This is a genomic window from Cupriavidus sp. C3SS-1, assembly GCF_057073755.1.
Map to the genome: position 1 here is coordinate 218,592 of NZ_CP172701.1, position 20,903 is coordinate 239,494.

Sequence of the window (20,903 nt, forward strand, 5' to 3'; positions counted from 1 at the left end):
ATCACTTTCGGCATTTGGGTGGTAGCAGAGGAGACCTCCGTGATGCTTAACCAAGGTGTCCGAAATGCGCAAACCAACCGCCGGGCCGGCAGACAAGAATCAACACGGCCGGCTCCCCCGCAAGGCTTTAAATATCCCACCCCGCATCACCACGCTTCTGCTGACAGCGCTTGGCAGTGCGCTGCTGAGTGGTTGTAACCTCGAGCTCCTTACGCCAAAGGGCAGCATCGGCGAACAGGAGAAATCGCTCATCCTGATCTCCCTGTTCGTCATGCTGATGGTCGTCATTCCGGTGATCGTCCTGACGCTGTGGTTCGCCTGGCGCTACCGCGAGACCAACACGCGTGCCGCCTATGCTCCCAAATGGGCGCACTCGACCAGGATCGAGATCGTGGTCTGGAGCATTCCCTGCGTGATCGTTGCCTGCCTGGCCGTGCTGATCTGGCACTCGACGCACAAGCTCGACCCTTATCGGCCACTGCAGTCGCAGGTCAAGCCGGTTCAGGTCGATGTGATTGCCCTGAACTGGAAATGGCTCTTCATTTACCCTGAGTACGGCGTCGCTTCGCTGAATCAGCTCGCGATTCCCGTCGGTACTCCGGTCAACTTCCGTCTGACCGCGGAATCGATGATGAACTCGTTCTTCATTCCGCAACTGGGCAGCATGGTCTATGCCATGGCGGGAATGCAGACGCGCCTGCACCTGATCGCTGATGCGCCCGGCGTCTATCTCGGTCAGTCGGCAGCCTACAGCGGCCCCGGCTTCTCGGACATGCATTTCAAGACCCTGGCGGTCTCGCGCGAGGATTTCGATGCCTGGATACAGGCCGCCCGCGCTTCGTCCCAGGCACTCGACCTGAAGACCTACCGCACGCTGGAACGGCCAAGCAGCAAAGACCCCGTCACGCTCTACGCCGCCGTCGCGCCGAAGCTGTTCGAGCAGGTCGCGGACAAATACATGCAGGCAGGCGGCCAGATCTGCCGCACGGACACACTCGAATCTCTGCAGGCCTTCCAGCGCGTGCCGACAGCGCAGCCTGGGCGGACGGAGCAATAAGATGCTTGGAAAACTCAACCTTGAAGCCATCCCCACTCATGAGCCGATCATCATGGGGACGCTGGCAGCCGTAATCGTGCTGGGCACGGCACTGATGGGCGCCATCACCTACTTCGGCAAGTGGAAGTACCTGTGGAACGAATGGATCTGCTCCGTCGACCATAAGAAGGTCGGCGTCATGTATATCATCCTGGCGCTGGTCATGCTGCTGCGCGGCTTTGCCGATGCCATCATGATGCGTGCGCAGCAGGCCATCGCGTATGGCGATGCCGCCGGATACCTGCCCCCGCATCACTACGACCAGGTCTTCACGGCCCACGGCGTGATCATGATCTTCTTCGTGGCCACGCCTCTGGTGCTGGGGCTGATGAACGTCATCGTGCCGCTGCAGATCGGTGCGCGCGACGTCGCCTTTCCGTTCGTCAACTCGCTGAGCTTCTGGATGTCGGCGATGGGCGCGGTGCTGGTGATGCTGTCGATGTTTATCGGCGACTTCGCGGCCACCGGCTGGGTGGCCTATCCGCCCTTGTCCGAACTCGGCTACAGCCCGACGCCTGGCGTCGATTACTACATCTGGTCGCTGCAGATATCCGGGCTTGGCACCACGCTGACGGGCATCAACTTCATCGTCACCATTCTGCGCATGCGCGCGCCGGGCCTGAACCTGATGAAGATGCCGGTCTTTACCTGGACCGCCCTGATCACCAACATCCTGATCGTCGCGATCTTTCCGGTACTGACCGCTACGCTTGCCCTGCTCACGGCCGACCGCTATCTCGGCATGCATTTCTTCACCAATGAGCTCGGCGGCAACGCCATGATGTACGTGAACCTGATCTGGGTCTGGGGCCACCCGGAGGTCTACGTCCTGATCCTGCCGGCGTTCGGGGCCTTCTCCGAGATCATTGCGACGTTCTCGCGCAAACCGCTGTTCGGCTACAAGTCGATGGTGTACGCCACCTCCTCGATCGGCGTGCTGTCGTTCTTCGTCTGGCTGCACCATTTCTTTACCATGGGCTCGGGCGCGAACGTCAATGCCTTCTTCGGCATCATGACCTCCATCATCTCGATTCCCACAGGGGTGAAACTGTTCAACTGGCTGTTCACCATGTACCGGGGCCGGATCCGCTTCCACACCTCGACGATGTGGACCATCGGCTTTATGGTGACCTTTGCCGTAGGCGGCATGACGGGCGTGCTGCTGGCCGTGCCGGGCGCCGACTTCGTGCTGCACAACAGCCTGTTCCTGGTAGCCCATTTCCATAACGTGATCATCGGCGGTGTGCTCTTTGGCTGCCTTGCCGCGATCAGCTTCTGGTTCCCCAAGGTGTTCGGCTTCAAGCTCAATGAGTTCTGGGGCAAGGTGTCGTTCTGGTGCTGGCTGACCGGCTTCTTCCTGGCATTCATGCCGCTCTACGTACTGGGCTTCAAGGGCATGACCCGGCGGATGAACCACTATGCCAACGTCGACTGGCACCCCTACCTGGTGGTTGCGCTGATTGGTGCCTTCGTGATCGGCGCCGGCATCCTGGCCATGATTGTGCAGTTTGCTGTCAGCATCCGCGATCGCAATAAGAATCGGGACCTGACAGGGGACCCGTGGGATGGTCGCAGCCTGGAATGGTCGACGGCTTCTCCCGCCCCGTTCTACAACTTCGCTCATGTGCCGCATATCACGTCTCTGGAGCAACACTGGGACGACAAGGAAGCCGGACGTGCATGGCGTCAGCCAGCCCGCTATGAGGACATCCACATGCCGCGCAACACCTCGGCTGGGTTCATCGTTTCCGCATTCGGGCTGCTGCTGTGCTTCGCACTGGTCTGGCATATGTGGCTGCTCGCCATCGCCGGCCTGGTCGGCGCAATCGCTACCTTCATCCTTCGCAGCTATGACCGGGACGTTGACTACTACGTCTCCGCCGCCGAAGTCGAGCGGATCGAGCGCGCGCGCTACGCACAACTGCAGGAAGCTGCCTGACATCATGAACCCGACGCTATCCCCTACCCTGCGCCGTCCCGTGCCCGAGGCGGCACACCACCCGGCACATTCAGCGGCGCACCCGCATCACGACGCCGGCTCGCATACACCGCTTGGCTTCTGGCTCTACCTGATGAGCGACTGCCTGATCTTCGCGGTGCTGTTCGCCACCTTCGGCGTGCTGTCCGCGAACACGGCAGGCGGCCCCGGCGGCCGGCAATTGTTCGAACTGTCGTTCGTGTTTGCCGAAACCATGGTGCTCCTGCTCAGCAGCTACACCTTTGGCATGGCCATGCTCAGGCAGGACGCCAATGCCGCGCCGCGGATGGTCCGGTGGCTGATGGCGACGTTCGTCCTTGGCGCGCTGTTCATCGCCATGGAGGTTTACGAGTTTTCCCATCTGCTGCACGAGGGAGCGGGTCCCGGCGTCAGCGCCTATCTGTCTGCCTTCTTCACGCTGGTCGGGACGCACGGGCTTCATGTCACGTCCGGCCTGCTCTGGCTTGCCGTGATGATCCACCAGATTCAGCGTTTCGGGCTGGATGACATCGTGCGTCGCCGCCTCGCTTGCCTGAGCCTGTTCTGGCATTTCCTGGACCTGGTCTGGATCTGCGTCTTCACCTTCGTCTACCTGCGGGAGTTTGCATGAAGCCGTCCCATCTTCATTCCGTGCACGCGGACGAGGCTGCCACGCATGGCAGTGTGCGCAGCTACACCGTCGGCCTGCTGCTGTCGGTCGCGCTAACCGTGGCGTCGTTCTCCGCCGTGATGACAGGCACCTTGCAGACGCATGTCGCGATCGCACTGATCGTGGGCCTTTGCGTCGCGCAGCTACTGGTGCAACTTATCTACTTCCTACATCTCGGCACCAGCCCCGGCCGGCGTGGGAATAGCGCCATCTTCGCCTGCACCGCCTTCTTGATCGCCATTGTCGTGGCCGGATCACTATGGGTGATGCACAACGCCAATATCAACATGATGCCGACCGACATGTCCATCGAACGAGCACGGGCAAAAGACTAACGCGACGCCCGCGATTGCCGCCATGGACGGAGCCAGCAGTTCGGCTGCCCAGCGCTTGCCCGAAAAGCAGCGTTGGGCACCTTGGCGAGGTTCTCGTCGTCGTAGCAACGTAGCCATGGCCCTGCCAGCCGATATCGAGAGCTTCCTCACCCTGCAAACGAGAAATGCCCATTCAACCCGCCCAGTCTTATGCCAAGCCCGGCGACTTGTGGTCTGCCATCGCCGAGCTGTCGAGTGAGCAACTGCATACGATTATCGACATCGCCCTCGCCTCACCGAAAGGGCCGACAGATCTGGCTTCGTTCAGACACTGCATTCTTCACGTATTCAAGAACGTTGCCGGCTTCGAATCCACACCGCCTTCAGAGTCGATTCTGCTGAAACTATGGGACGAATACAGGGCCCTCCGCGTGTCTCGCATGCCAATTCCATCTTCCCCGTTCGTCAAACGCTGACTTCCACCACCGGCTCCACCTCGAGCTCGCACTCGACCCCGGCCATTCCAGGCTTCGTGGCTGCGCCCCGTCCTTGCTTGCCGCGTTACCTTACCCGCTCTCCCCACAGCGTTTGGCCTTTGCGCGTACATCGCCCGAAACTGCTGGGCTTCCTCATGTAGCCCCGCGCAGCGCCCGGACCCTGAATGCCTCCAGCAAAGGTTGGGGGCAGATAAACCAATAGGCTTACGGGCTAGCCGGATCAATGTCGAACAAGCGGACGAGGCGCCCATTGACGACTTCCTGCATGGCTAGTGAGCGCCGCACCAGCACAACGCCCTGACCATCGATCGAATCCTATATCAGGTGCGACGCATGCTTCTACCGCACACCGCGTCGCGGCTCTGTCCATCCTTCCCGGCAAGTTGGCAAGTTGACCATTGGTGCGCCTGGGAACCTGGAGGGACGGATTTGGCCTGACGGCAGTCCAAATATGGTGTGGACGATGTGGGGGCATCCCCATGAGATCACCGCTCATTGCGTACCGGCACTGCTTCCGGCCTGCTCAGCTAAGCCGCCGTGGTCACCGGTGCCCTGCCGCGACCGCATGCCCTTTATCGTGTTGCGCTGTCAGCACCATCACGATCTCTGTAACGATTCGCTCCAATGGCGTCCCTGGACCATAGATGCCACGGACACCTGCCAACTGCAAAGTGCGCCTATGCGGCGCTGGAACAATCCCGCCGACAAATACCGGCACGGTATCCCCGCCCTGGCGAAGGGCCTTGAACAACATGGAAACCTGGGCAAGATGTGCACCGCCGAGCGTCGAAATGCCGATGGCATCGAAGTCGCCATCGCACGCTTGCGCCGCAATGGCGTCAGCCGACTGGAACAATGGCGTAAGCCGGACCAGGAACCCGGCATCGCTGAGGGCGGCGGCGACAGCCTTCGCGCCGCGATCGTGCCCATCCTGCCCGAGCTTTGCCACCAGGATTCGCGGTGCGCGTCCAAGTGTCGCGCTCAGCCGCCTGACCTGGTCGCAAGCCGCCGCCCAGTTCGGACTCCCGGCGCGGGTAGCACCGTAGTGTACTTTGTCGTAGACCGGTTGCGCTGCGTAACGCGGCCAGACATCAAGCAAGGCGCGCGTGCATTCGCCGACCGCCGCCCGGCAGCGCATGGCATCAATGGCGCAGTCCAGCAAGTTCCTGCCGCCCCGTCGCGCAGCTTCCGCCAGTGCGCCCAGCGCCTGCTGGACTGTGTGCTCGTCCCGACTTGCCCGCAATGCCGCGAGTCGAGTCGCCTGCTCGGCGCGAACGCGGCCTCCATCGATTTCCAGGAACGCTGGCGGCGCTTCTTCGTCGGCCTGGAAACGATTGACGCCCACCACGACCTCCTCTCCCGCATCGATCCGCGCTTGTGTCCGCAGGGCATTGCGGTGGATGCGCTGCTGCACCCAGCCTGATTCCAGCGCCTTGAGCACGCCCCCATGAGCATCCATCTCTGCGAGGATCGAACGGACGGTATCAGCCATGCGCCCCGTTAATGACTCGATCAGGTAGGAACCGGCCCACGGATCCGCAACGTCGCAAAGGCTGAATTCGTGCTGCAGGATCAATTGCGTGTCACGCGCGATGCGCGAGGCTTCGACGCTGGGCAGCGCCAGCGCCTCGTCAAAGCCGTTGGTGTGCAGCGACTGCGTGCCGCCAAAGATCGCGGCCATGCCCTCGATCGTGGTACGGGCAATATTGTTATGCGGTGCCTGCGCCGCCAGCGTCCAGCCCGATGTCTGGCAGTGCATGCGCATCGCCGTAGCCTGGGCAGTGGTGCCGCCTCGTGCACGGACAATGTCGTGCCACAAGAGCCGGGCGGCGCGCAGCTTGGCAATCTCGTTGTAGAACTGTTTGCCGACGCCGAAGAAGAAGCTCAGCCCACCACAGAAGGCATCGACATCGAGACCCCGAGCGCGCAGCGCATCGACATAGGTCCGCGCGTTAGCCAGCGTCAGGGCCAGTTCCAGCGCCGGATCCGCCCCGGCTTCCCGGAAGTGGTAGCCGGAAATCGACATGCCGTGGAATTTTGGCGCATGCCTGGCGAGCCAGTCGGCCACATCCGCCGCAATGCGTAGCGACGGCTCCGGAGCATGGATCCAGGTGTTCCGGACCATGAACTCCTTCAGGATGTCGTTCTGGATGGTGCCACGCAGCCGGGCGTACGGAATGCCAGCTTCCTCAGCCACGACCAGGAACGCCGCCAGGATTGGCAGAACCGCCCCGCTCATGGTCATCGACACAGAGACCCGATGCAGGGGTATGCCGTGAAACAGGCGCCGCATGTCGTCGACCGAGTCGATCGCCACCCCAGCCATGCCGACGTCGGCCGCCACCTCCGGATCGTCCGAATCGTAGCCGCGATGGGTTGGCAGGTCGAACGCGACCGACAGGCCCTGCGCCCCTTGCCTCAGGGCCTCGCGATACGCCAGGTTCGACGTCGCGGCGTCACCATACCCGGCGTACTGCCGGATGGTCCACGGGCGCTGCCGGTACATGGTCGGGTAAGGCCCGCGTACGAATGGCGCCTCGCCAGGCATGCCGCCGAGGTGGCTCAGGCCGACAACGTCCTCCTGGCCGTAGACGGGTTTCAGCTCTACGCCGAAGCGCGGCTCATTCCACTCCTGGCTCATCGTTGCCTCCAGCGCTTGCGGGTCACGATATCCGCGATCTTCTCGCCATCGGCTGCGCGCCGGACCTCGCACCAGTGCGCCAGTCCCGACTCGTCTTCGCGCAGGGCCGCGAAGGTCAGCTCCAGTGCCTCGCCGACATTGACGTTGCCATGGAAGAACAGGTCCCGCGCGGCCACGGCTGGCGGCTCCGCATGGGTGCGCCATTGCCACTCGGCGCGGTCCACCATCGCCTGGAAGCTGGCGAAGTACATCAGGTCGGCGCCGTTGAAGTCGTTGTAGGGACATGGCAGGAAATCAACGACATGGTTAATGCCATCCTGCTGCTGGCGCAAGCCGAGATGCGTACCCCAATCCCCACTGCGAAAGCGACGTGCCAACTGCGACAGCTCCGCCGCATCGGTTGTGGATGCCGCGTTATTCCAGCCAGTTGCCACGGACGGCATCGCGCGAACCACGGAGCGATTGTCCCGCTCGCGCGTGCGCCGGATAAAGGTCGACAGCATGGTGACAGTGGCGCAGTGAGTCCCGTCCAGCGATGCCACGGCATGCTGGCTGAGGCGCTTCACGCCGCCTGCCGGCAACCCGGCCGAATCCAGCGTGAAGGTGCCATGCTCGCCGATCCTCTCCAGCACGGCATCACGTACGCGTACGGCGGTGAAGGCGGCATAGACAGGATTGCCCTCGTCGTTACGGAAGTCCGGCGCTGCCAGGCCGCAGCCCGCAGCCAACTGGCGCCAGTGCAGGTCGCCGCAGGTCTTCAGCAACCAGGTTTCCGACAGGCCGGTGTACGCCAGTTGCGGCATACCAGCGATATGGTGCGAGCGGACGGCCTCCATTTCACGCTGCCAGTGCGGCGTCGGGCCCGTATGCGGCGATCAGCCCGGCCAGGTACTCTGCATCGCGCGCGATGCCCGAGAAGCGCCCCGACCCCCACGTGTGCAGCCACGGCAGGCCAAGGAAATACAGGCCGGCATGCGCAGTCACGCCACGCTCGTGGCCCGGATAGCCGCGGCCGTTGAAGACCGGGACCTCCAGCCAGCTGAAGTCGGGCCGGAACCCGATGCTCCAGATGATGGTGCTGATCCCCGCCGTACGGGGATCGAGTGTGGTGCGTTCCGCCTCTGGCGTCCATACCGGCGCATAGATACTGGCCGGCGGCGCGTCGATGCCGCGCTCGGCAATGAAGTTGTCGATGCTTGCGTTGATGCGGTTGTAGGTCGTATCGGCATCGTCAAGGCTTTGGCGCAGGTCCGGCGCGAAACGCAGTTGCCCGTCGCGGTAGTCTTCCAGCACGCCGTACAACTGCATGCCTTCGGTGGCAAACTTGCGCAGGTCAATATCGCGGCCGCCATCGCGGCCGGTCACATAGTGGTTGGTGTTGTCGCGCACACCTTCGCGCAGCGGATGCTCGGTGACAGGCAGGTCGTAGTACTTCATGTCGGCGAGCCAGTCGACCACGTCGCGGCCGCGATAGAACCGCGCGCAGCGGGGCGCTTCCCCGACCGCCAGAACGACCTCGCGGCCGGCCAGATGCAGGTCTTCGGCAATCTGGGCGCCCGACTGCCCGGACCCCACTACCAGCACAGCGCCTTCCGGCAGGTCTTGCGGGTTCCGGTAATCGGCCGACTGGATCTGGCGGATCGAAGCGGGCAGGCGCTCGGCCATGCGCGGCACGATCGGCGTGTGGTAGCCGCCGGATGCGACGACCACCTGGTCGGCGCTGAAGACGCCCCGGCTGGTCGTGACGAGGTACCCGCCCTGCGGCCTCGGCTTGACGCTCAGCACCGCGGTATGTTCGAGCACCGGTGCCGCGACGGACTGGATGAACCCGTCCAGGTACGCGATGATCTCATCCTTCCTCATGAAGCCGTGCGGATCGTCTCCGCGGTACGGATGCCCCGGCAGCGCGCATTGCCAGTTCGGCGTGACCAGGCAGAAGGCGTCCCAGCGCTGTGTGCGCCAGGTATGGGTGAGCGTGTGCTTTTCCAGCAGCAGGTGTTCGATCCCGGCCTGCTTCAGGTAGTAGCTGACGGACAGGCCGGCCTGGCCGCCCCCTACCACGATCACCGGGAGATGACGCAGTTCCGCGTTAATGGGGGTATCGATGCTGTTGCGTGTCATGGCGTGGTTTCCTTGATGCGATTGAGGTTCGGCCACGGTGGCAGCCGTAAATGCTTGCTAATGACCGAAGCCGATCACCTGCACGGTGGCATCCGGCTGGTCGTGGAATCTTGCCGCGACCTCTTCAATGGCCTGCAACTGGTCCATGGCGGACGAGCACGCGTAGCCATACTTCGAGCGCACGCGGTCGGACGCCTCGGCCAGCGCCACGCGGGTCAGGTTGACAAACTCCGCGAGCGGATAGGTGCGGCCCGCGTCGAGATGCGCCGTCACCACCGATGACGGCGAATAGCAAACCGCTTCGCTCTGATCCGGCCAGCGGATCCGGAAATGGGTAACAGGCATGGCTTACGCTCCCAGCGTGACGGATTCCGGCTCTTCGAAACCCGCTGCCTGTTCAGGCAGGATGAAGGCGGCCTTGGCAAAGTCCCACAGAAAGGCCGACTCGCCCTTGTGCGTGATCGACACGCGCGTGGTGCCGTCGAACTGGCCGATGGACGCGCACGCGATGTCGCGCGCCTGGAAACACGCCGTGACTTCCGCAACATGGCCTTCGTCCACCGCGAGCAGGAACCCATAGCTTGGGAAAGCGCTCAGCCAACGGAGCAACGGCACATCTGGAGGCATTGGCACGGCATCGAGGTCGATCCGTCCGCCGACGCGCGAGCACTCCATCAACATCAATGCCGTGCCCGCGATGCCCGCCATGCTGATGTCCTTGGCGGCCGCGCACAATCCGGCCTCGGCCAGCGCGGGAAGGATCTCCAGATCGGCGCGCAGCCGTTCGGCTGGCGCGCTGGTGGACGCGTTCCAGTAGGGATAAGGTTCCTCAAAGGCACCCCGCAGGTCCACGGCCATCAGCAGGTGCTGGCCGGGACGCGCCGCGAAGCTCGACAGCAGCCGGCGCGCCCGGCCCAGAATGCCCACGGCCAGTTGCGCGCCGTCACTCCTGGCATTGCTATGCCCCCCGACGACCGGCACGCCATAGGCGACCGATGCGGCAGCCATGCCCCGGATGACTTCGGCCGCGCCGTCGATGCCATCGCTCCAGATCGCATCGACTACCGCCAGCGGCCGGCCGCCCATTGCATAGATGTCGCTGACGTTCACCATCACTGCGCTATAGCCAGCGAACCAAGGCATGGTGCGCAGGAACTCGCCAACCATGCCTTCGATCGCGAACAGCAGGTGTCCGTCACCGTCCGGAATCGCGGCACAGTCATCCCCCAGTGCGATGCCTCGGTCTTCCGCGCCCTGTCCGGCCGGCAGCGCATGCCTGAACACCGACAGCATGCCCGCGATATCGGTCTTGTGGCCGAAGCCGCGACCAGCCCGCAAGACCCTCGCCAGTTCCGCCGCGCTCATGATGCCCTCCTTTCCTCGATGACCAGTCCGGACAGAGGCGTGTGGCAAGGCGGGTAGTAATTCAGGTCTGCCTCCATCAGGTGATGGGACCGGCCCAACAGCACTTCCTCCTGCAGCGTGGTCCAGTGCAGCCGGCGGAACAGCGGCACGTTCTGGCTCTGCACATGGGCCAGGAAGCGCCGGCAGCCAAGCGCGTGGGCGCTGCTCACGGCCAGGCGGATCAGGGTCGCGCCGATGCGCCCCTGCCGGCGGTACGGTGCCGCCACCGCCAGGCGCGAGCCATACCAGACGCCGGGCTCGCTTTCGTGGATACGCACGGTGCCGACGACCTCGCCTGGCTTGGCCGGCAGGTCCGGATCATCCCTTAGCGCCACCAGCAACTGCGCCACGTCGTCGATGGCATCACGGTCGTCACCAGCAAAGAGCTGCTGCTCTTCACAGAACACGGCGCGGCGCAGTCCAAAAGCTGCATCCTTTTCGCGACGCGTATCCGCCCAGCGGATCCGGTACACCGGAATCGCAGGGACCTCGACGCAAAGATCGCGGCTCATGACGGCACCCCTTCGTATGCGGACAGCGACGAACACGCCCCGCACTTGCCGCAGCCGGCCTTGATATCGGCCGAGCGCATGCCGGCCGCCGCGGCCATTGCGCCCAGCGGCGCCAGGATCTCGCGCATGAACGCTGGCGTCGGTGCGGGGTGGTCTTCCAGCGGGGTCCCGGAGATCGGCACGAACGGCACCACGAACGGGTACACGCCCATGTCCACCAGCCGGCGCGAGATGGCGAGAATGGATTCGGCCGTGTCGCCAAGCCCGGCGAGGATATAGGTGCTCACCTGTCCGCGGCCGAACACGCCCACGGCAGCCTCGAACGCGTCCATATAGCGCGACAGCGGCACGGATGCCTTGCCGGGCATGATCCGTTCGCGCACGGCAGGCGTGACCACCTCCAGGTGCATGCCGAGGCTGTCGATCCCCGCGGCGCGCATGCGCGCAAACCAACGGTCGTCATCCGGCGGCTCGCACTGTCCCTGGATCGGCAGGTCGACCGCCGCCCGGATCGCAAACGCACTGTCGCAAAGGATGCTGGCGCCGCGATCGGGCGTCGGCGGCGTGCCGGTCGTGAGGACCATGTGCTTGACGTGATCGAGCAGCACCGCCGCGCGGGCGACCTCGGCAAGCTGCTCCGGGGTCTTCCTGGCGATGGTGCGGCCGGCCGCCAGCGACTGCCCGATTGCGCAGAACTTGCAGGTCTTGCGCCGGCTCTCGTAGCGGATGCAGGTCTGCAGGACGGTCGTCGCCAGCACATCGGCGCCATGCAGCGTCGCGATCTGCGCATAGGGAATGCCGTCCAGCGTCTGCAGGCCGTAGAAGCGCGGCGCTTTCGGGAAGCTGATATCGGCGATCGGAATGGCGCCGCGCTTGAGCGCACTGCGGCCGCTGCCATCCGGCGCCGAGGCGACGAAGGGCGAATTCCACGCGGTGCTGGTATGCACGGGTACCATGATGGTCACGCCATCGATGGTCACCGCCTTGTGGTCGGATGGCCCCGCGCCGCCGCGCCGGCTCTGGGCGCCCGCGTGCGGATCTTCCAGCCGCAGTCCAATGGACTGCAGCTCAGTCATCAATTGCCGGCTCGAGGCCGACATCGTCTCGCTGGCTTGCATGATCGGGGCTCCGATAAGTGGGAAGAGGAAATTCGTCCATGGCCGACACCGTGGCCGCGGGCCGGTCGTTGATGGCCAGGCTGAGCAGCTCGGGGCGCGCATAGTGGCCCACCGAGTCCATCATGCGTTTGCGCTTGGTGATGAGGCCCATGTCGAGGTCGGCGATCACCATCCCCTCGCCTTCGCGCAGCGGCGGCGCGAGATGCTGCCCCTCCGGCGAGACGATCGCCGTGTTGCAGCCGCCGCGCAGCGCCTTCTGCAGCGCGGGATCGGCCGTCACCGAGGCGATCTGCGTATCGGTGAGCCAGCCCGTCGCATTGACCACGAAGCAGCCGGCCTCCAGCGCGTGATGGCGAATCGTTGCCTCGATCTGGTCGGCAAAGATGGGACCGACCAGCGAGCCTGGAAACTGGCTGCAATGGATCTCTTCATGCTGCGTCATCAGCGCGTAGCGCGCGAGCGGGTTGTAGTGCTCCCAGCATGCGAGCGCGCCGACACGGCCGATGGCGGTCTGCGCCACCTTGAGGCCTGCCGCATCGCCCTGTCCCCAGATCATGCGTTCATGGAAGGTTGGCGTCAGCTTGCGCCGCTTGACGGCAAGCCGCCCCTCCGTGTCGAAGATCAGCTGCGTGTTGTACAGGCTGCCGTGGTCGCGCTCATTGACGCCGAGCACGACCACCATGCCATGTTGCCTCGCCTGTTCGGCGACGGCCAGCGTCACGGGGCCGGGTATCGTCACGGCCTGCTCGTACAGGCGCAGATGATCGCTTCCGGATTGCACCGGCGGGCGCACGAACGAGAAGTACGGGTAGTACGGCACGAACGTTTCCGGGAAGACGATCAGCTGCACGCCCTCGCGCGCGGCCTTGTCGATGGCTTCGAGCACCTTGGCCAGGGTTCCCTCGCCGCTTTCCAGGTCCGGCGAGATCTGGACCGCCGCGGCGCGGACAATGCGTTTCTGTGACATGGCGATACCCCTGCGCTGGATCAGACGGTCCAGGTGTCGATGATCAATGCGTTCTCCTTGCGGTGGATGAGCTTCAGGTCCAGCACATCGAGCGGATTGATCGGGCGGATGCCTTCGATGAGCGACGCTTCGCCATGGCCATAGAGGGCCTGCAGCGCGAAGCGGCAGGCATAGACCTTGCCGCCCTCGTCCATGAACTTGCGCAGTTGCTTGTTGAAGTTCAGGTGGCCGGCAAAGGCTTCGTCGCCCAGGCGCGGGAAGCCGCGCTGCAGGCCAAGGGTGACGCCCGGGCCGTACAGCAGGATGCTGGTGTCAAACCCCTTGCGCTGCAGCCGCGTGGCCTGCAACAGGTTGACGAAACCGATCGATCCCTCGAAGGCGACGGTATGAAAGGTCACCAGCGCCTTGTCTCCGGGTTCTGCCTTGACGTCCTCGAACACCTTCTCTTCGAAATCGACTAGGAAATCGCCATCCTGGTGGGCAGGTTTGTTGACTGCGGGCATGCTGTACTCCAGTGAGTGGGTTGCGGTTTGGACAAGCCGGTGCGGCGCTATCCGCCACCCCGGGCCGGCGCTGTCGCCGACGGTCCAGGTTGTGCAACCGATATGCCATCGACCGGATTCACCCCTCCGATCAATGCCCGATCAAGCAGCCGCCATGCGATCGATCGCATCATTGATCGCATGGCGCGCATGGCTTAATCGCAACCAAAGGGCGCCTGACGATTGCACCAGAATCGCGTCGCACGCCGCTACACACCGCATTTAGATGGTGCGGCCAGGCGGCCTGCGCACCATCATGCAGCCGTTCAGATGCAATCAAACTGGCACGCACCATGCATTCATTAGCGCGGCGCCGCGACGGCGCGACACCGTTTGGAGAGAATCTTGTCCGGCCTGACCAGTCATTGGGCAAAGCGCATTGCAGACAGCCCCAAGCCCGCCTACCTCACTATTCCCGACCTGATCGAGGAGGCACTTGCCGACGGGCGCCTGCAGGCGCGTGACCGGCTGCCCGGCTTGCGCGACCTGGCCGAGGCGCTGGACCTGAACTACACCACCGTCGCACGCGCCTACGGCGAGGCGCGCAAGCGCGGGCTGGTCGATGCCAAGGCCGGCAGCGGCACCTATGTGCGCGGCCGGGCGCCGGCTGTGCCGCTACGCGCCGGCACTAGCGCCGAAATGACAATGAACATGCCACCGGAGCCACCTGCGCTGGCAACGCGGCTGCGCGAATCGTCGGCGGCACTGCTCGCCGGGACGGATCCGTACACGCTGCTGCGCTATCAGGATTTCGGCGGCACGCCGGCCGACCGTGCGGCCGTGACGGGCTGGCTGCGCCGGCTCGTACCGACGGCAGCCAGCGAAAGGCTGCTCATCTGCCCGGGCATCCACAGCGCGCTCGTCGCCCTGCTGTCGCAATTGGCGCGCGGCGGACAGACGCTGTGCGTTGAGGCACTGGCTTATCCGGGTATCAAAGCCATTGCTGCGCAGCTGGGGGTTCAGCTGCAGGCACTCCCAGGCGACGAGGATGGCATGATCGGCAGCGCTTTCGAGAACTTCTGCAAGGCACACAAGCCCGCAGCGCTTTATTGCAACCCCACCATCCAGAACCCGAGCACGCGCACGATGCCCCAAGGACGCCGCGAGATCCTCGCCGACATCGCGCTACGCTATAACGTGCCGATCATCGAGGACGATGCCTATGGCTTGCTGCCCCGGCGCACCCCGGATACCTTTGCAGCGCTTGCCCCGGAACTGACCTACTACATGACCGGCCTGTCGAAATGCTTCGGCGCCGGCTTGCGCACGGCGTTCGTCCATTCGCCCTCAGCCAGGCAAAGCCAGCGCCTGGCAGGCACGTTGCGCGCCACCACCGTGATGGCCAGCCCGTTCACCAGTTTGTTGGCCACGGCCTGGATCAAGGACGGCACGGCCGATGAGATGCTTGCCTCAGTCCGGCAGGAAAATACCGCACGCCAGGCCATCGCCACGCGCGTGCTGGCCGGCCGCACTTACACCGCCGATCCGGAGGGTTTCCACCTCTGGCTGGATCTGGGCGCCGGCAATGCCTGGCGCCCGTCTGAACTGGCCTTGCACCTGCGTTCACGCGGCATTGGCGCCGTCTCGAGCGCGGCCTTCTCGACGGATGGCAACCCGCCCGATGCGATCCGTCTTTGCCTTGGCGGGCCCAGCGATGCGGACGAAATCGAGGAATCGCTGCAGATCGTCGCGGATACGCTTGATGATGCGCACCATCTGCATTCGGCCATGCTGTAGCCCAGGCTATGCCTGACGCATACCCACGCGGTCCCGTCAGCGCCCAGCAAAGCCGCAAGTGTTGAACTTCGTCATTCGTGGGACTGGAAGGAGGTGTTGGGGATGCGGCCGGCTGTTTGCTCAGTTGGATCGACGGCGACCGAACGTGTGGGTACTTACAGATCAATTGCTCCTCCAGCTTGCCATCGACCCGCGCCTGGAGAAGGTAGTGCACGTACCGTTGATAGACTACCGCATCTTCTGTCGTTTGGACAGGCGGCGTTGATCAAATGATTCATCACTGATTCTGCCGCAGCGGTAGAGATTCGCCTCCCCGCCCGCCTTTGTGCGCGACGAGCGCCCCCTGGAATGCGAATTTCCATATGTCTTCCCGCACGTTTTGTAGTGGGACCGACGCCAGGGCCGCCACTCGGCCGGCCGGCGATGCACCGCCTAGGAGACTGCTGAAATACACCGTAGTGCCCGCAGAAAACTCATCGCCCCGCGTAGACGACGGCCAGCCCCTGAAAAGCGACTGGGCCCGGTAATTGCAGCAGCTAGCCCTGCGTCTGGCGCGGGGCCAGTCGTGCTACTAGCGCCGAAACATCCGTCCACGTCACGCGTCGCGTCGGCAGGATGACGTTCGCGCCAGGGAAGGTGTCGTTGAATGGGGCCGATTCGTTGCCGCCGATGCGCCGGTAGAAGTCGCGCGCCAGCGTATTGCCGTCGAGCACATAAAGGAAAAGCGGCCGCCCTGGCCAGGCATCGGTGACGCGCGCGGCGCACTGTGCCAGCAGTCGCTTGCCAAGGCCATAGCCCTGGAAGGCGGGGAGGACGTGCAGGTTGTCGAGGTAGACGCCGTATTCCGGCTCCGACGCCGGCGTGAGGCAACTGAAGCCCGCGGGCGCGCCATCTACGCGGGCCAGCGAAATCTCCAGCGGTGCCGCACCTTCGAGCAGGCGGGCGCGCCAAGTGGCGCGGCGCTCGGCCAACGCCTGATGCATCAAGTAGTCCGCCGGCAATAGGCCGGCGTAGGTGTGCTGCCAGCTAAAAGTGTGGATGGTGGCGATTGTGTCGGCGAAGGCTTCGTCGTAGGGGGCGGCGATGGGCTGAAGGTCGATGTGGGCCATAGGGAGGCTCGGGAAGGCGATTTCTGGATTCTGCCGCATTGCGGCGACCATCGGCCAATAGGATTGCAAGATCATTCGCAAATGCGACAGCGGGCCGGGCATGGCCGTTCGTCTGGTGAGTTGCACCTCAACCACGAGTCAGCGCATCGACATATCGAAACGTTGATCTGAGATGATCGACACGAATCACTCTCCGACATCGCATGCGCGGCGCAGACACCTTCACCGAAAGCTTGTTCACTATGCGTCGGCTGGACGCCAAGTAGCCCGCGCCCACGGGCATGCCGTGCAGCAAACCCGAAACCAGATTGGCCAGGCCCAGCGCAACGAGATGCCGATCGGCCGAGGTCTTGTCACCATGCTTGAGCGCGAAACTGCGGATCGAACCATACGACTCCGCATACAAAATCAGGACCAGCGCAAACGCCAGCTCGCCAAGCCGCAGCCACTCGGTGCGAGGCAGGTCAGGGATATCGAACGAGACGCCGGCCAGATCGATCGTGCCGACCTGCCCGATGCCGTAGTGGTGTAGATCCACCCCGTGGGCGAGCACTATGCCGAGCACGATAACGACCAGCGGGCCGGGTACGTTCTTCCAGCGCGACATCGCGAACAGCAACAGCAGCACGACCAGCGCGGCGATCAGCCCGTTCACGTTCCAGACCGATACCGCCTGGATCAACTCGTACGTAAATCGCGGCAGGTCGCCATGGGTCGGGTGCACGCCCGCCACGCTCGCCACCTGCTTCAGGATGATGGTGAGGGCCAGCCCAAACGTGAAACCTCGCAGCACCGGCTTGGCAATGAATTCGGTAATGCCACCGAGCCGGGCGAGGCCAGCCAATACAAGAAAGAAGCCGCTCAGGATCACCAGTCCGGCGGCCAGCAGCAGGCGTTGTGCCAGATCGCCACCGGCAATCGATACTGTGATGGCGGCCAGCACGGCGGCCGAAGATGATGTCGCCGACACCACGGCGAAGCGGCTGGTCCCCAGCAGGCCGTACACCACCAGACCGATCAGCAAGCCGATCAGACCCGCCTGTGGCGGAAGATTGGCGATGCCGGCGTATGCCACGGCCTCAGGCAGTAAAAGACCGGCAATCGAACAGCCGGAGATCACGTCGCGCATCGGACTACTGCCGCGCGCGCTGTCTGTCGGGTGCGTCGAATCGGTTGTGGTCACGACTCCTCCTATTGTTCTTGTCCTGCAGATGCGTAACAGATGGATGGTAGCCTCATGTGCCCATTGGGCGTCAGGACCCTGCACCCGGCGATGCCTTGCGGTCCGCCATATGGTGCAGATACACCCGCAGGTCCTTCAACTCCCCATCGGACAGCTTCCTCTCATCGATCACAGACATGCGCGAACCGGGCCAACCCTCGCGGATCAACGCACTCGGCTTGCCATTGCCCAGATTTTCGATCCCGCTGTGCGGCACGTTCAAGCCTGGACCCACGTAGGCGTTGCCCGCCCGGGTTCATCGAATGACACGAGAAACAAACCCGCTAGAAGGTGGGCATTGTGGCATTACGGGAAATCGCCTTATTAGGCGTATTGCAGCGAAGTTTCCGCCAGTAATTGCTTAAAAATCGCGGCCACGATTCTCCGAATTTCCCAGATTCCAGACCGAGTCTCTGATTTGCCGCAGTTGGTACCCGCAGATCGGCACCGAGAGTGGGATGTAGGCTTCGTCGACAAAACCCAGCGATCCGGCTAATTGCTCCTTGTCCCGCAGTTTTGCCTTTACCAGCAAGTTGACGGCACCCACTTCCACTATCCTGTGCGACGCCAGCCCAACCCCAAAGACTTCTGCAGCGAAACAAAGTCCTCCACCAGGCCGGAATCGCCAGAGATCCGGTCCTGTTGGGCCAGAACGCGGGTGCGTTCGGCATCCAGCCATTCGAGCATGGTGGCCTTGCCCGCGCGATAGCGCTGGCGCGTCAATTCGGCGGCATGCTCGGCTGAGGTTCTCTTCGCCGCAGGACGATAACGTTCTCACGCTGGACGGCACGAATGTCAGGGCTGTTGGCGAGCGCCGTTTCGATCAAGGCATTGACGGCGCCACCCCGAGGAAGTTCGAACGTGGCTGCCCTGGAACAGATGTGGAGCTTTGCCAGGATCGACCAGATTTCATTGGCGCTAACTCCATGGGTGGTGGGGGTTTGACGCCAGGCGATTAATTGCGTTTTATTTGCGAGGATAAGACGGCCGAGGTTGGATAAAATTCCGCATTGACCATGTCTGGTATTTCACGCATCACTTCGCGGCCCAAACTGCGCCACAATCACGCCATTCCCCTCAAGCGAACTGCGCCATGGCCAACAGGTCCACTGCCTACGCCCTGCTGGAGAGCATTCGGAAAGCCTCCGTGGGATTGATGCTTGCCGAGTTGCTGGCACAGCATCCCGACGTGGCGCGTCGGACAGCACAACGCTGGATCAGCCAATGGATCGATGGCGGACAGGTTACGGCAATCGGCGAAGGGCGTGCCCGTCGTTATTTTGGGGCGAAAACGACAGAGGTTGCTGCGACCGCGCCGGAGCGAGACCGCTTCCCGGGTTACATCCCACTTTCCGCCGACAGCCGCGACATCGTGGCGTATATCGCAAAAGCTCAGCAGAGGACGTGCTTCACCGTCCTTGACGCTGACCGTCTGGTGAGGTGCGCAACCGGTGTGCGCAGTCCGGCGGTAGCGCGTCAAGGCACCAGCGCCGCGCTCGGCTGCGGCCTGGTTCAGTTGGCGACTACCTCGGGCTGGCAAGCCACCCGACGGTGATCGCAGCTTTCGCGGAGGGGGCCCAGCGCTACGGCACGGGTTGCGGCGCTTCCCCACTCGTCAACGCGCATTCGCTCGCCCACCACCAACTGGAAAGCGAGTTGGCCCGGTGGCCACCTGGTCGATGACACCTTCCTGCGTGACCCCTACCCTGCCTACCACGCGCTGCGCGCGCTCGGGCCCATCCATTGGAGTGAAGAGTTCTTCGGGGGTGCGTGGCTACTGACCCGGCACGACGATGTGGAAGCCGTGCTGCGCGACCCCCGGTATTCCGCGCGGCGCACGGGAGGCTGGGTGATGCGTGGCAGCGAAGGCCAGCGCCAAGAGCTTTGCCCCTTCCAGCGCTTGCTCAGCCGGGCCATGCTGTTCCTGGACGCGCCCGATCATACGAGGCTGCGACAGGTGCTCAATGCCGGCTTCCGTCCGGCTGCCCTGCGCGCTTTCGCCGGCACCATCGAGCAAATGACCGCCGGGCTGATAGAGCGGCTCGCGGGCGTGGAGGAATTCGATTTTATGGAGTCGATCGCCAGGCCGCTGCCGGCGATGGTCATCGCGAGGCTGCTGGGCATGGACGCCGAGAACCAGCCGGACTTCCTCTCCTGGTCCGAAGACCTGGCCGTCTTCATCGGTGCACCGGATCCCGACGCGGCGCTGAAACGACGCGCCCAGGTCAGCCTGCTCAAAATGGCGGCAGCCTTTGAATCGATGCTGGCACGGCGAAAAGCACAGGACACGGATCTCTCGCCGCCACAACAGCGGGACCTGATCGGGCATCTGCTGTACGCCGAGGCCGACGGCAAAATCGAGGCCGGTGCGGAACTACTGGCGCAATGCGCAATGCTGCTATTTGCCGGTCATGAAACGACGCGCAATCTGCTTGGCAACGGGCTGCACGCTCTGATGAGCCATCCCGAGCAATGGCAGCGCCTGCAGCAAACCCCGGAACTGCTGCCCAATGCCCTGCGCGAGTTGCTGCGCTATGAGAGCCCGGTCCAGTACACGGGACGTCGGGTCGCCACAGACCTGATGCTGCATGGGCGCGGCGCGGCGATCTGGTCGTTGCCCTGATCGGTGCCGCCAATCGCGACCCGGCGCGCTTCCGCAACCCGGACGAACTGGACATCACTCGACGCGAAGGCTCCCACCTTTCGTTCGGCCATGGCCCCCATGTCTGCATTGGCGCCGCGCTGACACTGATGGAGGTGGAGATCGTGTTCCGGGCAATTCTGCGCCATTGGCCCGCGCTTTCTCTCGTAGACGCCGAACCGCACTGGAACCGCAATCCGGTCTACCGAGGATTAGCCAAACTTAGGGTACAAGGGCGGTGACGGTCTGCCCGACAGAGGCATCCTCAACGTATTACCCGCCCCTCAGAAAGCAAAAGCACAGGTTTCCGGATTTTCTCCACGCCGGCAATCGCAGCGGCTCGCCTGGACATTAT

21 protein-coding genes and 3 pseudogenes are annotated in these 20,903 nt (G+C 63.7%); 10 read left to right on the forward strand and 14 right to left on the reverse strand.

Features of this window, described 5'->3' with window-relative positions:
- Positions 1 to 64: 64 nt before the first annotated feature.
- The 5 genes from cyoA (at position 65) to ACIGJC_RS29540 (ending at position 4,513) form a co-directional block, all read left to right on the forward strand.
- Positions 65 to 1,057, forward strand: a complete 993-nt coding sequence (gene cyoA / locus ACIGJC_RS29520; protein WP_483715196.1) for a ubiquinol oxidase subunit II — start codon at positions 65 to 67, stop codon at positions 1,055 to 1,057.
- Position 1,058: 1 nt separating this feature from the next.
- The gene (gene cyoB / locus ACIGJC_RS29525; RefSeq protein ID WP_483715088.1) at positions 1,059 to 3,035 is read left to right on the forward strand and encodes a cytochrome o ubiquinol oxidase subunit I; all 1,977 of its coding nucleotides are present in this window, start codon (positions 1,059 to 1,061) and stop codon (positions 3,033 to 3,035) included.
- Positions 3,036 to 3,039: 4 nt separating this feature from the next.
- Positions 3,040 to 3,684: a cytochrome o ubiquinol oxidase subunit III gene (cyoC, locus tag ACIGJC_RS29530; RefSeq protein ID WP_483715089.1), complete on the forward strand. Its 645-nt coding sequence runs from the start codon at positions 3,040 to 3,042 to the stop codon at positions 3,682 to 3,684.
- A complete protein-coding gene (cyoD, locus tag ACIGJC_RS29535) occupies positions 3,681 to 4,058 on the forward strand; it encodes a cytochrome o ubiquinol oxidase subunit IV (RefSeq protein WP_483715090.1) in 378 nt (125 codons plus the stop codon). Before cyoC ends, cyoD begins: the two co-directional genes overlap by 4 nt.
- A gap of 164 nt (positions 4,059 to 4,222) precedes the next feature.
- Entirely contained in the window at positions 4,223 to 4,513 is a 291-nt protein-coding gene (locus ACIGJC_RS29540; RefSeq protein WP_483715091.1) for a hypothetical protein, read from the forward strand.
- Positions 4,514 to 5,075: 562 nt separating this feature from the next.
- On the opposite strand, the gene scpA is transcribed toward ACIGJC_RS29540, so the two are convergent.
- Genes scpA through ACIGJC_RS29585 form a run of 9 tightly spaced genes read right to left on the reverse strand, consistent with a single transcriptional unit; the run spans position 5,076 to position 13,800 of the window.
- The gene (scpA, locus tag ACIGJC_RS29545; RefSeq protein ID WP_483715092.1) at positions 5,076 to 7,175 is read right to left on the reverse strand and encodes a methylmalonyl-CoA mutase; all 2,100 of its coding nucleotides are present in this window, start codon (positions 7,173 to 7,175) and stop codon (positions 5,076 to 5,078) included.
- The gene (locus ACIGJC_RS29550) at positions 7,172 to 8,011 is read right to left on the reverse strand and encodes a Pnap_2097 family protein (protein WP_483715094.1); all 840 of its coding nucleotides are present in this window, start codon (positions 8,009 to 8,011) and stop codon (positions 7,172 to 7,174) included. Before ACIGJC_RS29550 ends, scpA begins: the two co-directional genes overlap by 4 nt.
- Before the next feature lies 1 nt (position 8,012).
- On the reverse strand, positions 8,013 to 9,296 hold the full coding sequence (locus ACIGJC_RS29555) for an MSMEG_0569 family flavin-dependent oxidoreductase (protein WP_483715095.1): 1,284 nt from the start codon (positions 9,294 to 9,296) through the stop codon (positions 8,013 to 8,015).
- A 57-nt stretch (positions 9,297 to 9,353) separates the two neighbouring features.
- Positions 9,354 to 9,641 (reverse strand): MSMEG_0570 family nitrogen starvation response protein, encoded by a 288-nt coding sequence (locus tag ACIGJC_RS29560; protein WP_483715096.1) that lies wholly within the window; start codon positions 9,639 to 9,641, stop codon positions 9,354 to 9,356.
- A 3-nt stretch (positions 9,642 to 9,644) separates the two neighbouring features.
- A complete protein-coding gene (locus ACIGJC_RS29565; RefSeq protein ID WP_483715097.1) occupies positions 9,645 to 10,661 on the reverse strand; it encodes a sll0787 family AIR synthase-like protein in 1,017 nt (338 codons plus the stop codon).
- The gene (locus tag ACIGJC_RS29570) at positions 10,658 to 11,212 is read right to left on the reverse strand and encodes an MSMEG_0567/Sll0786 family nitrogen starvation N-acetyltransferase (RefSeq protein WP_483715098.1); all 555 of its coding nucleotides are present in this window, start codon (positions 11,210 to 11,212) and stop codon (positions 10,658 to 10,660) included. Before ACIGJC_RS29570 ends, ACIGJC_RS29565 begins: the two co-directional genes overlap by 4 nt.
- Positions 11,209 to 12,288: an MSMEG_0568 family radical SAM protein gene (locus tag ACIGJC_RS29575; RefSeq protein WP_483715197.1), complete on the reverse strand. Its 1,080-nt coding sequence runs from the start codon at positions 12,286 to 12,288 to the stop codon at positions 11,209 to 11,211. Before ACIGJC_RS29575 ends, ACIGJC_RS29570 begins: the two co-directional genes overlap by 4 nt.
- Positions 12,281 to 13,297, reverse strand: a complete 1,017-nt coding sequence (locus ACIGJC_RS29580) for a Nit6803 family nitrilase (RefSeq protein ID WP_483715100.1) — start codon at positions 13,295 to 13,297, stop codon at positions 12,281 to 12,283. Before ACIGJC_RS29580 ends, ACIGJC_RS29575 begins: the two co-directional genes overlap by 8 nt.
- Positions 13,298 to 13,317: 20 nt before the next feature.
- Positions 13,318 to 13,800, reverse strand: a complete 483-nt coding sequence (locus ACIGJC_RS29585; protein ID WP_483715102.1) for an MSMEG_0572/Sll0783 family nitrogen starvation response protein — start codon at positions 13,798 to 13,800, stop codon at positions 13,318 to 13,320.
- 384 nt (positions 13,801 to 14,184) lie between these two features.
- On the opposite strand from ACIGJC_RS29585, the gene ACIGJC_RS29590 reads away from it, so the two are divergent.
- Complete coding sequence (locus ACIGJC_RS29590; RefSeq protein WP_483715103.1) at positions 14,185 to 15,576, forward strand: aminotransferase-like domain-containing protein; 1,392 nt, start codon at positions 14,185 to 14,187, stop codon at positions 15,574 to 15,576.
- Positions 15,577 to 16,112: 536 nt separating this feature from the next.
- Here ACIGJC_RS29590 and ACIGJC_RS29595 read toward each other — a convergent pair.
- The 5 genes and pseudogenes from ACIGJC_RS29595 to ACIGJC_RS29615 form a co-directional block, all read right to left on the reverse strand.
- Positions 16,113 to 16,685 (reverse strand): N-acetyltransferase family protein, encoded by a 573-nt coding sequence (locus tag ACIGJC_RS29595; RefSeq protein WP_483715198.1) that lies wholly within the window; start codon positions 16,683 to 16,685, stop codon positions 16,113 to 16,115.
- Between the two features lie 250 nt (positions 16,686 to 16,935).
- Positions 16,936 to 17,924 (reverse strand): annotated as a pseudogene (locus ACIGJC_RS29600) (SulP family inorganic anion transporter); the annotation flags it as partial.
- A gap of 14 nt (positions 17,925 to 17,938) precedes the next feature.
- Positions 17,939 to 18,130, reverse strand: coding sequence for a hypothetical protein (locus ACIGJC_RS29605; RefSeq protein ID WP_483715104.1), 192 nt, complete (start codon positions 18,128 to 18,130; stop codon positions 17,939 to 17,941).
- Between the two features lie 138 nt (positions 18,131 to 18,268).
- Positions 18,269 to 18,454: a hypothetical protein gene (locus ACIGJC_RS29610; RefSeq protein ID WP_483715106.1), complete on the reverse strand. Its 186-nt coding sequence runs from the start codon at positions 18,452 to 18,454 to the stop codon at positions 18,269 to 18,271.
- A 5-nt stretch (positions 18,455 to 18,459) separates the two neighbouring features.
- Positions 18,460 to 18,689, reverse strand: a pseudogene (locus ACIGJC_RS29615) (TolC family protein); the annotation flags it as partial.
- A 311-nt stretch (positions 18,690 to 19,000) separates the two neighbouring features.
- Here ACIGJC_RS29615 and ACIGJC_RS29620 point away from each other — a divergent pair.
- The 4 genes and pseudogenes from ACIGJC_RS29620 (at position 19,001) to ACIGJC_RS29635 (ending at position 20,790) form a co-directional block, all read left to right on the forward strand.
- Positions 19,001 to 19,462 (forward strand): hypothetical protein, encoded by a 462-nt coding sequence (locus ACIGJC_RS29620; RefSeq protein ID WP_483715213.1) that lies wholly within the window; start codon positions 19,001 to 19,003, stop codon positions 19,460 to 19,462.
- Positions 19,429 to 19,575: pseudogene (locus ACIGJC_RS29625) on the forward strand (8-amino-7-oxononanoate synthase); the annotation flags it as partial. The gene ACIGJC_RS29620 and the pseudogene ACIGJC_RS29625, both read left to right, overlap by 34 nt.
- A 127-nt stretch (positions 19,576 to 19,702) precedes the next feature.
- Positions 19,703 to 20,530 (forward strand): cytochrome P450, encoded by an 828-nt coding sequence (locus ACIGJC_RS29630; RefSeq protein WP_483715107.1) that lies wholly within the window; start codon positions 19,703 to 19,705, stop codon positions 20,528 to 20,530.
- Positions 20,530 to 20,790 (forward strand): cytochrome P450, encoded by a 261-nt coding sequence (locus ACIGJC_RS29635; RefSeq protein WP_483715199.1) that lies wholly within the window; start codon positions 20,530 to 20,532, stop codon positions 20,788 to 20,790. Before ACIGJC_RS29630 ends, ACIGJC_RS29635 begins: the two co-directional genes overlap by 1 nt.
- Positions 20,791 to 20,903 lie beyond the last annotated feature (113 nt).